The organism is Streptomyces sp. NPDC001156 (genome assembly GCF_053598275.1).
The window spans coordinates 1-12,099 of record NZ_JBSFJX010000227.1 but is presented as its reverse complement, the minus strand read 5'-3'; the positions used below and the strand labels follow the sequence as shown (position 1 = coordinate 12,099).

General features: G+C 69.1%; 10 protein-coding genes and 2 pseudogenes. 1 reads left to right on the top strand and 11 read right to left on the bottom strand.

The features are described 5' to 3' along the window. Positions 1–358: pseudogene (locus ACWDA7_RS44465) on the top strand (hypothetical protein); the annotation flags it as partial. 5 nt (positions 359–363) lie between these two features. Here the strand turns inward: ACWDA7_RS44465 and ACWDA7_RS44460 are convergent. From ACWDA7_RS44460 to ACWDA7_RS44410, 11 genes and pseudogenes are all read right to left on the bottom strand, one after another. Continuing rightward, positions 364–1,051: pseudogene (locus tag ACWDA7_RS44460) on the bottom strand (ABC transporter permease); the annotation flags it as partial. Then, positions 1,038–1,835, bottom strand: coding sequence for an ABC transporter ATP-binding protein (locus ACWDA7_RS44455; protein ID WP_450612795.1), 798 nt, complete (start codon positions 1,833–1,835; stop codon positions 1,038–1,040). The pseudogene ACWDA7_RS44460 and the gene ACWDA7_RS44455, both read right to left, overlap by 14 nt. A 40-nt stretch (positions 1,836–1,875) precedes the next feature. Then, positions 1,876–2,982 carry an aliphatic sulfonate ABC transporter substrate-binding protein gene (locus ACWDA7_RS44450; protein ID WP_450612793.1) on the bottom strand — a complete coding sequence of 369 codons (1,107 nt, stop codon included), beginning with the start codon at positions 2,980–2,982 and terminating at the stop codon, positions 1,876–1,878. A 471-nt stretch (positions 2,983–3,453) separates the two neighbouring features. After that, complete coding sequence (locus tag ACWDA7_RS44445; RefSeq protein ID WP_450612791.1) at positions 3,454–3,912, bottom strand: RrF2 family transcriptional regulator; 459 nt, start codon at positions 3,910–3,912, stop codon at positions 3,454–3,456. A gap of 92 nt (positions 3,913–4,004) precedes the next feature. Next, the gene (locus ACWDA7_RS44440) at positions 4,005–4,904 is read right to left on the bottom strand and encodes a TauD/TfdA dioxygenase family protein (RefSeq protein ID WP_450612789.1); all 900 of its coding nucleotides are present in this window, start codon (positions 4,902–4,904) and stop codon (positions 4,005–4,007) included. A 56-nt stretch (positions 4,905–4,960) separates the two neighbouring features. Then, positions 4,961–5,329, bottom strand: coding sequence for a 4Fe-4S dicluster domain-containing protein (locus tag ACWDA7_RS44435; RefSeq protein ID WP_390855333.1), 369 nt, complete (start codon positions 5,327–5,329; stop codon positions 4,961–4,963). Next, on the bottom strand, positions 5,326–6,948 hold the full coding sequence (locus tag ACWDA7_RS44430; RefSeq protein ID WP_450612787.1) for an FAD-dependent oxidoreductase: 1,623 nt from the start codon (positions 6,946–6,948) through the stop codon (positions 5,326–5,328). The genes ACWDA7_RS44435 and ACWDA7_RS44430 overlap by 4 nt, the downstream gene beginning before the upstream one ends. Continuing rightward, on the bottom strand, positions 6,945–8,309 hold the full coding sequence (locus ACWDA7_RS44425; RefSeq protein ID WP_450612785.1) for an LLM class flavin-dependent oxidoreductase: 1,365 nt from the start codon (positions 8,307–8,309) through the stop codon (positions 6,945–6,947). The genes ACWDA7_RS44430 and ACWDA7_RS44425 overlap by 4 nt, the downstream gene beginning before the upstream one ends. A gap of 114 nt (positions 8,310–8,423) precedes the next feature. After that, positions 8,424–9,410, bottom strand: a complete 987-nt coding sequence (locus ACWDA7_RS44420) for an ABC transporter permease (RefSeq protein ID WP_450612783.1) — start codon at positions 9,408–9,410, stop codon at positions 8,424–8,426. Then, positions 9,407–10,255 (bottom strand): ABC transporter ATP-binding protein, encoded by an 849-nt coding sequence (locus tag ACWDA7_RS44415; protein ID WP_450612781.1) that lies wholly within the window; start codon positions 10,253–10,255, stop codon positions 9,407–9,409. Before ACWDA7_RS44415 ends, ACWDA7_RS44420 begins: the two co-directional genes overlap by 4 nt. A 4-nt stretch (positions 10,256–10,259) precedes the next feature. Then, positions 10,260–11,303 (bottom strand): ABC transporter substrate-binding protein, encoded by a 1,044-nt coding sequence (locus ACWDA7_RS44410; protein ID WP_450612779.1) that lies wholly within the window; start codon positions 11,301–11,303, stop codon positions 10,260–10,262. Positions 11,304–12,099: the final 796 nt, after the last annotated feature.

The window sequence follows — 12,099 nt, the reverse complement described above, 5'->3', positions numbered from 1 at the left end:
GCGGTGCAGGCTGCCGACCAGCGGCGCGGCGACGGCGGCGAGGAAAGCAAGGACGCCAAGGGGGCCCACACAGGGGGCACAGACTGACCCCACCGGCCCCATCGGCTTTGCGGGCATCGCCCCGATCGCGCTGACAGCCTTCGAGGTCGCCCGCCTGGTGACATTGATGACCCCTCAGGCTCCGGAGCAGGAGCGAATCCGGCACGGTCTGCACTGGTCGCGGTGGCGGCGCTGCCACCAGGCCCTCGCCCGGACCTGCCACCGGCGCCGGAACCAGGACCGGGCGAGGAAGAGGACGACGGCCCGGCCACCGCCGACCCCACTCCGAACTACAGCGGGCACCCAGATCTACGACTGAAGGGTCAGTCCGGAGAGATAGCCGGGGAGCGCGCCCGGCATGACGATGTGCCAGGCCCCGCGCAGTCCGGTCGCGCCCAGTGTCCGTCCGGCGCGCAGGAACAGCGGCGGGATCTGGTCGATGCCCGCGACGAGGCCGTTGGCGATGGACGGGACCGCACCGAGCAGAATCACGGCGTACATCATCGAGTCGTTCAGGCCCACTTAGATCACGGCGGGCGGTACCCAGGCCACCGACGGCAGCGACTGCAGGCCGGACAGGACGGGGCCGATGGCCGCCCGCACGAACCTCACCCGGGCGACCAGCAGGCCGAGCGGCGTACCGATGGCGAGCGCGCCATCAGGAAGCCGAGCAGACCGCGCGAGACGCTGGTCCAGATGTAGTCGAGCAGCGCGCCCTGCAGCCAGGCATCGCGTACCTCGCCCCACACTTCGGAAGGCGAGGGCAGTTTGTAGTCGGGGGCGACCTCGGCCCACACCAGCAGTTGCCAGACCACCAGCACCAGTGCGAAGGCGGTGACGGGCGGCAGCACCTTGCGTATCAGTGTCTCGCGCAGCGGCGTACGACCGGCCTGCACCGACTCCAGCGCGTTGAGCCTGGCCTCCAGCCCGTCAGATCGTGCGGATCCCGGGGCTCCCCGGCGGCCGGCAAGCCGTCCTTGCCGATGTCGACACCCGTGTCAGTGCCGGCCATGGCGGCGGATCTCCCCACGCAGTTCTTCGGTGATCTCGACGGACAGTTCGGCGACCGCGCTGTCCTCGATGCGGCGCGGCTGCGGAATGCCGACCGTCCATTCCCGGGCGATGCGCCCCGGCCGTGAGGACAGCAGCACCACCCGCTGTGCCAGCCGCACCGCCTCCCGCACGTTGTGCGTCACGAACAGCACCGAGAGTCCCGTCTCAGTCCAGATGCGGGTCAGTTCGTCGTGCAGGACGTCACGGGTGATCGCGTCCAGGGCGGCGAGCGGCTCGTCCATCAGCAGCAGCCGGCTGTCCTGGGCCAGCGCACGGGCCAGCGCGACGCGCTGTCGCATACCGCCGGACAGTTCGTGCACCCGCTTGCCGTACGCGCCCTTCAGCCGTACGAGTTCCAGCAGCCGTTCCGCCTCCTGCCGGCGCTCCGGCCCCGCGACCCCGCGCAGTTTCAGCGCGAGTTCGATGTTCTTGCCCGCGGTCAGCCAGGGGAACAGTGCGTGTTCCTGGAACATCAGGGCGGGCCGGCCGTCCGTATCGATCGAGCCGGTGGACGGCCGGTCCAGTCCCGCGACCAGGTTGAGCAGGGTGGACTTGCCGCAGCCGGAGGCTCCCAGGAGGGTGACGAACTCGCCCGGTGCGACATCGAGCGTGATGTCGTCCAGGACGAGCTGCTGTCCGCCGGGCGTGCCCGGGGCGGGGAAGGACTTCGAGACGTGCTCGATCCGGGCGGCGTGCGTCACCGCCGCGGCGTCCTCGGCAGACTCGGTGATCGTGGCAGCCACGGTCGTCACCTCCTGGGAAACTCGTCGGATCCGATTGCCGTTACTGGGCGCCGAGACCGGCGTCACTGACCTCGCCCTTGCCCTGGGCCTTGAGGACCTTGTTGAGCAGGGTGAGGTCGTAGATGCCCTTCAGATTGGGCTTGTCCAGGAGACCGGCCTTGACCGCGTGCTCTGCCTCGGTGTTGAGGGTGGAGGCCAGCGGGTCGTCGAGGAAGGTGATGGACTTCCAGGCCGGGTCGATGACGTCGGCGGGCAGTGCCTTGCCCGACAGCTTCTCCAGGGCCGCGTTGGCGGACGCCTTCGCCTTGTCAGGGTTGGCGTTGATCCACTCGTTGGTCTTCACCGAGCCGCGCAGCACGGCTTCGACGACGTCCGGGTGCTCCTTGAAGAACTTCTGCGACACGATGATGTTCGTGATCACGAACTTCTTGTCGGGCCACAGCGACGACTCGTCCAGCAGGACCGTGCCGCCCTCGGCGACCAGCTTGGACGCGGTCGGCTCCGGCACCCAGGCGCCGTCGATCGAGCCCGACTTGTAGGCGTCCGGGGTGATCTTGTTGTCGGTACGGACCACCGACACGTCGCCCTTGCCGCTCTGCGCGTCGACCTTCCAGCCTTTCTCCGCGATCCAGTTGAGGAACGCGACGTCCTGGGTGTTGCCGAGCTGCGGCGTGGCGATCTTCTTGCCCTTGACGTCGTCCAGGGACTTGATCTTCTTCGGGTTGACGACCAGCTTCACGCCGCCGGAGGCGGAACCGCCGATGATGCGCAGGTTCTTGCCGTTCGACTTGGTGTAGCCGTTGATGGCGGGGGAGGGGCCGATCCAGCCGATGTCGATGGAGCCGGCGTTCAGCGCCTCGATCTCGGAGGGGCCGGCGTTGAAGGTGGACGGCTTGATCGTGGTGCCGCCGAGCTCTTTCTGGAACAGGCCCTCCTGGACGCCGACCAGAGCGGTGGCGTGCGTGAGGTTGGGGAAGTAGCCGATCTTCACTTCGTCGGCGGAGAGCTTTTTGGCGCCTGCCGGGACCGCGGTGTGCTTGCCGTCGTCGGTGGCCTTGGAGCCGTAGCCGCAGGCGGTGAGGAGGAGGGGGAGTGCGGCTACGACGGCGATGGTACGCACGGTGGTGCGCGGTCTTGCGGGAGACACGGCGGTGTCCTTTCAGGGGATGAGTGAGCAGGGAGATACGAAGATGCGAGGCGAGTGCTTGTCGGCATGCACCGACACTCCACTCGTCGGCCGTCGGCGGCAGGCACGCCGTCGCGGGCTGAGAAATGGAACGTGGGGGACGCGGTCAGCCGGGGGTGTCCGATCCGCCGAACCGAGGCGGGACGGGCGGGGAAGCAGCGCTCATTGGGAGAGAGGAGGTTCTGTGGCGTCAGAGGGGCCGACAGATGGCGCTGGAGGCATGGCCGAGGTCGATGTGCCGGCGCGAGGTCAGAAGAGGCAGCGACTGGGCTGTGCGGTCGAGCATTCCCATGGCCACCCCCACAGATCCCTAGTTTTCCTACCTGGTTGCTAGGGATCGTGGCAGACGGTGGCGTCGTCCCCAAGGGGTAGTTCACATGATGGACGTCGCCATCTCGCGTTTTGGGATCGGTGAGTGATTGTCCCAGCGTGTCAGGGGTTTACCCAGGCACTCGGGGCGTTGGTCAACGCGGACACGTCGGCGGGCAGTTGGGCCGATGCGACGTCGGCGAGCGATACGCCCTCGAGGATCTCGCGCACGTTGGATCGCAGCGCGATCCACAGGGGGAGCAGCGACTCGGCGGGGCCGGTGTAGGACAGCTCCGGGGGGCGGACGCCGCGCACCGAGACCAGCGGTCCGTCCACGGTGCGGATGACGTCGGCGATGCTGATGGACTCGGCGGGCCTGGCCAGTCGGTAGCCTCCGTTGCCGCCGCGCTGGCTGAGCACGAGGCCGCCTCGGCGCATGTCGTTCAGGATGCTTTCGAGGAATTTGTGCGGGATGTCCTGGGCGGCGGCGATGGCCTCGGCTTTCAGTGGCCCGTCATCCCGTGACGCGGCGAGCTGCAGCGCGGCACGTACCGCGTAGTCCGCTCTGGCTGAGATCCGCATGTGCGCATTATCCCGTACGGCTTCGGTCGGTGTCCCTTGCGGGCGGGCCGCCGGGCAGGTGGCGGGTGTCCCTGCCCGGCAGCCCGTGGGGGTCAGGCTGCGACGGGGGTGTAGTGGGCGGCGTCGTCGCCCTCGATGACGTGGCTGAGGGTGCCGTCGACACCGGCGGGGACGTCGCCCGCGACGGTCACCCGGTGCAGCAGGCGCGGAAGGTCGCCGTAGTCGTCGGGGGCGTAGTGCTGGGTGATGCGGTTGTCGAACAGAACGAGGTCTCCCGGCGTCCAGGCCACGCGAATGACGTTCTCGGGGCGGGTGACGTACGACTGGAAGGTGCGCAGCAGGTCGCGGGAGTCGGACGGGCCGAGGCCGACGATGCTCTGGGCGAAGGCGCCGATGAACAGCCCGCGCTCCCCGGTCTCGGGGTGGACGCGGACGACGGGGTGGGCGGTGCGGTACTTCCGGGAGACGAACCGCCTGCGGTGCTCGGCCGCCTTCTCGTTCTTCGGGGCGGCGTAGTCGTAGTCGTTGGTGTGTACGGCCCAGAGCTTGTCGGCCAGCTCGCGCAGCGGTTCGGGCAGGTCGCGGTAGGCGGCGGCCGAGTTCGCGATGAGGGTGTTGCCGCCGTAGGGCGGGATCACGATGCTGCGCAGCGTGGATGCCTTCGGGGGCGTACGGACGAAGGTGACGTCGGTGTGCCAGTGGTTGGCGCGGATGCCCTCGTCGCCGTCGACGGGCAGGATGTGGGGCTGGCCGTCGATGGAGGGGACGGTGGGGTGCGCGGTGGTGAGTTCGCCGAAGAGGGAGGCGAAGCGGAGCTGGCCGGCGTCGTCGAGGTCCTGGTCGCGGAAGACCAGCGCCTTGTGTTCCAGGAGTGCGGAGTTGATCTCGGTGACGACGGCGGGGGCGAGGTCGGTGGAGAGGTCCACGCCGAGGATCTCTGCGCCGATACGGCCGCCGATCCTGCGGATGTCGAAGCCGATGCTGGTGCTCATGTGCGGGTGTTCCTTTCAGGAGGTGATCAGCGGGGAGGTGATCAGTCGGGAGGTCGTCAGGAGGTGATGGGCAGGGACGGTCCTTTGGACCCCGGTGGTCCGAGGGGAGGGCCGACGGCCCGTAGTGCGCCGGGGGTGCGGCCTCGTCCCCAGCCGATGTGCCGGCGGTAACTGCCGAGCAGGCCGGTACGGTCCAGGTGCTCCTCGTCGCGGGCGGTGGAGCCGTCGGGCAGCGGGCGGGTCACGGGCGCGACATACAGTGCGTCGGCCGGGCAGTTCGCCTCGCACTGGAAGCAGGTCTGGCAGTCGTCGCGGCGGGCGAGCACGGGGATGCCGTCCTCGCCGCGGTCGAAGACGTTGGTCGGGCAGACCTTGATGCACTTGTCGCAGGTGATGCAGCGTTCCGCCGAGACCAGTTCGATCATGAGGCCACCTCCAGGGGTGCGGCTGGTGCCGCTGATGCCGACGGGGCGGTTGTCAGGGGCTCGGTGCGGGTCCACACCCAGTCGAGGCCCCCCGTGACGATGTGGTGGTGCTGTCCGGGGTCCTGTGCGGGGAAGTCGAGCCGCTTGGCCATGCCTCGGGTCTCCGTGCGGGCCAGCGCCGAGGCGTACATCCAGCGGGCGTGCGCCGCCATTGCCGCCGCCTGCCGGGCCCGTACGGTGTCTCCGCCGTCGGCGTGCAAGGAGACGCGCGCCTCCTCCCACACGCTGTCGAGCACCTCCAGCGAGGCAGTGAGCCGGTCGCCTCGGCGCAGGTAGTTCTTCTCGTACGGCAGCACCTCGCCCTGAACCGCGGCGATGACGTCCCGGAAGCCGTTGGCGGAGCCCGGGGCGCCGGTGGGCCGGAGCCCGGCTCCGCCCGCGGCCACCAGGGGCCTCGTACCGGCGCGGACGCCGAGTGAGCGGGCATGGCGGGCCGCGCCCCGGCCTGCCCAGGTGCCGGAGGAGATGGCCCAGGCGGCGTTGTGGCTGCCGCCACCGGTGAAGCCGCCGCAGATCAGCTCACGGGTCGCTGCGTCCCCGGCCGCATACAGGCCGGGGACGGTGGTGGAGCAGTCGTCGCCGGTGATGCGGATGCCGCCAGTGCCGCGCACGGTGCCCTCGGCGAGGAGCGTGACGGCGAAGTGCTGGGTGAAGGGGTCGATGCCGAGCCGGTCGAAGGTGAGGAAGAAGTTGGGCTGGGCCAGCCGCATCGCCTTGCGGGCCGCCGCGTCCGCCCGGTCGAGGCGGCAGTACACCTTCTCGCTGAGTAGCGCCTTCGCGATCACGGACCGGCCGCCCTGGCTGGCCGCACCCTCCAGGACCGTGCCGTCCTCGTGGTAGAAGGTCGCGAAGGAGTAGAACGCGGTCTTGGTGACGGAGGTGCCCTCGGGCGCGATGCCGTACGCGTTGGAGAACTCCATCCCGGACAGCTCCGCGCCTGCCTCGGCGGCGAACAGGGCGCCGTCCCCGGTGTTGACGTTGCAGCCGAGCGCGCCGCTGAGGAACGCGCAGCCACCGGTGGCCAGGACGACCGCCCCGGCGCGCACCTGGTAGGGCTGACCGGCCTGGCGCCGGTGGCCCCTGGCTCCGGCGACCGCTCCGGACGGGTCGGTGAGCAGTTCAGTGACCGGGCTGTGGTCGAGGATGCGAGCGCCGGCGCGCTGGACGCGGATGCGCATCCTGCGCATGTACTCCGGTCCCTGCAGTCCGTTCCTGAGCTGCTTTCCGTCCGGCCCGGTGGGGAAGGGATAGCGTCCGGCCGCTGCCAACTCGTTCATGCCCGCATACGTCTGGTCCAGCACCCGGGTCATCCAGCGCCGGTCGGCCAGGAATCCGCCCAGTGCCTCCCGGCTCGCCATGGCAGCCTCCCGCGCGGCGGGCTCCGGGGGGACGTACCAGACGCCGGTTCCGGCGGAGGCGGTGGCGCCGCTGGTGCCGCAGTAGCCCTTGTCGGCGAGGACGACGTCCGCTCCGTCCTGGGCCGCCTTGAGCGCGGCCCACGTGGCCGCGGGCCCGCCGCCGACCACCAGGACGTCCGTGGTGAGGTCGAGTCCGGTCATGCGGGCCGCCCTTCTGCCGCGTCCGTCACGGTGGCCGCGGCCAGCCGGTTGGCAGGGCGGGCCAGGCCGTAGCGCGCACGCAGGGTGCGGCCGGCGTACTCGGTGCGGAACAGGCCGCGCCGCTGCAGGATCGGCACGACATGGTCGACGAAGTCCTCCAGACCGCCCGGCAGATGCGGCGGCATGATGTTGAAGCCGTCGGCGGCACCCTGGGTGAACCACTCCTGGAGCTGGTCGGCTATCTGCTCGGGGGTGCCGGCGAACACCCGGTGACCGCGGCCGGCGCCGAGCCGGGCGATGACCTCGCGCAGGGTGAGGCCGTCGCGGCGGGCCAGTTCGGCGACGAGCGTGAAGCGGCTCTTGTTGCCGTTGATGTCCCGCTCCTCGGGCAGCTCGGGCAGCGGCCCGTCCAGCGGCAGCCCGGTCAGATCGGTGCCGAGCATCCCCGACAGCTGGGCGAGCCCGTACTCAGGCACCTGGAGATCCGTCAACTCCTGCTCCAGCGCGCGGGCTTCCGCTTCCGTCGAGCCGATGACGGGGGCGATGCCGGGAAGCACCAGCAACTGGTCCTCGGTGCGGCCATAGCGGGCGAGCCGGGACTTGAGGTCCTTGTAGAAGGCTTGGCCGTCGGCGAGGGTCTGCTGGGCGGTGAAGACGGCCTCGGCGTACCGGGCGGCGAACTCCTTGCCGTCCTCCGACGAACCGGCCTGCACCAGCAGCGGGTAGCCCTGCGGGCTGCGCGGTACGTTCAGGGGGCCCTGGACGGCGAAGTGCTCGCCGCGGTGGTTGACCTCCCGCACCTTGTCGGTGTCGGCGTAGACGCCGCGCTCCCGGTCGAGCAGGATCGCGTCGTCCTCCCAGCTGTCCCACAGCTTGGTGGCGACCTCGACGAACTCCCGTGCCCGCTCGTAGCGCAGCCGGTGTTCCAGGTGCTCGTCCTGCCCGAAGTTGCGAGCCTCGTTCACGGTGCCGGAGGTGACGATGTTCCAGCCCGCCCGGCCACCGCTGATGTGGTCCAGGGAGGCGAACTTGCGGGCCGTGTGGAAGGGCTCGTTGAAGGTGGTGGAGACCGTGGCGATCAGGCCGACGTGCTCGGTGACCGCCGCCAGGGCGGACAGCAGGGTCAGCGGTTCGAAGCCGCCGAGCGCATTGTGCCGGACCTTCCCCCACAGGGCGAGGCCGTCGGCGAGGAAGACGGAGTCGAGCAGGCCGCGCTCGGCGGTCTGCGCGAGGTGCTGGAAATAGCGGAGGTCGGTGACCCGTTCGGGCTGGGTACGCGGGTGGCGCCAGGCGGCGTCGTGGTGGCCGGCGTTCATCAGGAACGCGTTGAGATGCAGGTGTCGGGGGCTGGTCGCGGTCATGGGGTACCTCGGATCGGGGGCGGTGAGACGCAGGGGGCAGTGAGACCGACAGGCGGGAGGCGAGCGGGGCAGCGCGCCGGCACCGGGTTGCAGTGCGACGAGCGGGCGGCCGGGTCAGACGTCGGCCGGTACGCGCCAGGAGCTGAGCCGCCGCTCCACGGCCACCAGGAACTGGTTGAAGATCACGCCGATGGCGGAGATCGTGATGATGCCCGCGTACATCTGCGGGATCGCGAAGTTGAACTGGGACGCGTTGATCAGATAACCGAGGCCCGCCTTGGCGCCGATCATCTCGGCGGCGACCAGCACCAGGATGGACGCCGCTCCGGCCAGCCGGATGCCGGTGAACATCACGGGCACCGAGGCCGGCAGGATGACCTTCTGGAACAGCCGGGGCGCGGACAGATCCATCGACTTCGCCAGCTTCAGCAAGGTCGGGTCGACGTTGCGGACCGCGCTGATGGTGTTGAGCAGGATCGGCCAGGTGCACGCGTACACCACGATGGAGATCTTCGAGGTCTCGCCGATGCCCAGCAGCAGGACGAACACCGGCAGCAGGGCCAGGGCGGCGGTGTTGCGGAACACCTCCAGCAGCGGACCGAGGAGGTCGGCGACCGGCCGGTACCAGCCGATCAGCAGGCCGAGCGGCACGGCGACGGCCACGGCGAGACCGAATCCGCTGAACGAGCGCATGAGGCTGGCGCGGGTGTTGTCGGCGAGCTGACCGTCGGCGGCCAGTCCCCACCAGGCGTGGGCAACCTCGCTGAACGGAGGCAGGAAGGTGCGGTCGACCAGACCCAGTCGCGGTGCGGTCTCCCACAGCAGGAGCAGAGCCACGATCGCAACGGACCTGGTCGCCCCCTTGACCAGCAGGTAAGGCAGTCGGCGGACCGCCCGGCGGAACCGGGCCGCCGTGGAGCGGACCTGGCGCACGCTCGACGGCGATGCGTCATGGGGCGCGGACACAGCGGATGCAGCAGCCACTGTGTATGTAGCTGACACTGTGGATGTCGCGGGGGAAACGGTCGGGACGGGCTCGGCGGCGCTCGCCGAGCCCGGCGCCGTGGTCTCGTCGGTGGCCGTGCCGGTCGTGGGGCTCATACGGAAGCCTCCTCCTTCTCCAACTGCTGGGCCCTGGCCACCTCGTCGTGCAGCAGCGACCAGATCTCGTGCCGGTGTCGCGCGAACTCGGGACTGGAGCGGAGGTCGTCCGTCGCCGTACGGGAGTCGAAGGCGACCGGCACGATCTGCTTGATGCGGCCCGGACGGGACGTCATGACGGCGACGCGCTGTCCCAGGTAGACGGCCTCCTCGATGCCGTGTGTGATGAAGACGACGGTCTTGCCCGTGCGCTGCCAGATGCGCAGCAGTTCGTCCTGCAGCGACTCCCGGGTCTGGGCGTCCAGCGCGGCGAACGGCTCGTCCATCAGGAGTACGTCGGGGTCGTAGGCGAGGCTGCGGGCGATCGCCACCCGCTGCCGCATCCCGCCGGACAGCTCATGCGGATGGCGGTCCTCGAACCCGGTCAAGCCGACCAGATCCAGGAACTCGCGGGCACGTCGGGCCCGTTGACGCCGTGGGACGCCTGTGGCCTCCAGGCCGAACTCGACATTGCCCTGCGCCGTGCGCCACGGCAGCAGCGCGTACTGCTGGAACACGATGCCCCGGTCCAGGCCCGGGCCGCTGACGGGCTGACCGTCCAGCAGGATCCGTCCGCCGGTGGGCTGGGCGAGGCCGCCGAGCAGCTCCAGCAGAGTCGACTTTCCGCAACCGCTGGGACCGACCAGGACGACGAACTCGCCGGCCGCTATCTCCAGATCGATGCCGTCGAGGGCGGTGAAACGGGTGGCCTGCCGATCCCCCCTGCGGTCCCTGACGGCGAATTCCTTGCGTACGCCCTCGAAAACGATCTTGGTCGTCCTGGATTGCGTGGTGGATTCCGGCATGGGATCAGCTCCCGCTCTTGGTGGCGGAGGAGGACTTCTGGTTGCCGTTGAACTCATTGGTGTAGAGGTCCGACAACGTGACCTGGCCCTTCTTGATGTCACCGCGGTCGGACAGCCAGTCGACCCACAGCTGGAGTTCCTTGCCGGTGATCAGGCCGGCCTTCTCGGCGACGCCGTAGGAGCGCCAATACTTCAGGGGTGCGGTGTCCTCGTTGCGGCCGCGCTTCTTCACGATGTCCGTCATCCGGGCGATGACCTCTTCGTGCGGAGTGGAACGTGACCACTCGATGGCACGCCCCACGGCGGTGACGAAGGTCCGGGCGGTGTCGGGGTTCTGCTTCAGGAACCGGTCCGTCATCACGTAGGTGCCTGCGTTGAATGCGCCGAGCAGTTCATAGTCGGTGAACAGCGGGCGGATGCCCCCGGCTGCCAGTGCCTTGTCGCGCAGAATGCCGCCGAGCACGGCCACGTCGATCTGCTTCTGCCGCAGCGACTGTTCGGTGTTGACCGGAGGCACCACGAGGGGTTCGACCTTGCCGATCTCCGCCTGCGACAGACCACCTCGCTGCAGATAGATGTCGAGCATGGCCTCGGCGTGGGCTCCGAGGGTGTTCATCCCGACCTTCTTGCCGAGCAGGTCCCGGGCCGAGCGGATCGGGCTGTCCTTGAGGATGTAGAAGCCGTTGTAGGCGTACTTGTCGGATCCGTAGTAGCTGATGACGGCCTTGATGGGGGCGTGGTTCGCGGCGAGTTTGACGACCGCGCCGTTGAATGCGCCGCCGAAGTCGACCTGACCCGTGGCCGCGGACTGGATGTCCTGCGGACCGCTGATGGTGTTGCCGACCCACTTCAGCTTGACGTCCTCCAGATAGCCGAGATCCTCGGCCAGCTCCGGCAAGGTCACCTGACCCACCCAGCCCTGATACCGGAGCGTCTTGGTCTGGCCCTTGCCGGAAGCGGCTCCGGCGGTCGTGCCGCAGCTCACGGCCACCGCAGAAAGACCGAGCAGGGAGAGGAACTGGCGTCGGGTCGATGCCGTAGTGGCCATGGAAAGGTCCTGTTCGCGCGAATGGGGACTGAGGCGGAATCGATGGCATGAGGAAGCCGTGACCGAAAGGGGTGCTCGGCAATTGGGCGCAAGCAATGCGGACAGCGAAAGGGGAAAGAGATTCGCCAGGAATGCCTGCGAGGAATCAGCCGCCTACGCCGACAACGGTCGTGGTGGCCGATGGTGAAAACGGAGCGGGAGAGCGGCGCCCGTCAGTGCGATCAGCGGCCGACGGCACAGATGGCGCTGGCCTGACGTCGCAGATCGACGTGCAGGCGCGCGGCGAGGTTCTCGGACTTGCTCACAGACAAGAGAGTTGCAGCGGAATCCCACCAAGTCAATGTCGCCTGCGCGGGCGTCTCGTATTCTGAACCGCCCGACATGTGGGCGAAGTACGGCGTTCACAATTGTCTGGATGCCGGGTTGTGTGGTGGATTGCCGATCACGGCGAGTCCCCCGGGGAAAAGCCCAGCGGAATCGCAAGGTTACGGCAGCTGCAGATAGCAGCCGGTGTGCTGTCTGATCATGGTGTGGTGTCGGCGTACGCGTGCCAACGGCGGTGGCAGAGGCGGGCGCGGTGTTGGTGGCGGCGGCGCCAGGTGGACCACCACAGCAGGTGGGGGCGGTCTCGTCGGGGCGGCGGAAGGATCAAGGCCCGTAGCAAGCGGAGGAGTTCGTGGCTGCTGAGGGGGACGAGGTCGGCTGAGGCGACCCCCTCTGTGTGGACACTCTGACAATGGATCTTGTGGATCCGAGGAAGGGTGTCCTGGTGGGACGTAAGTCTCCGTATCCGGCG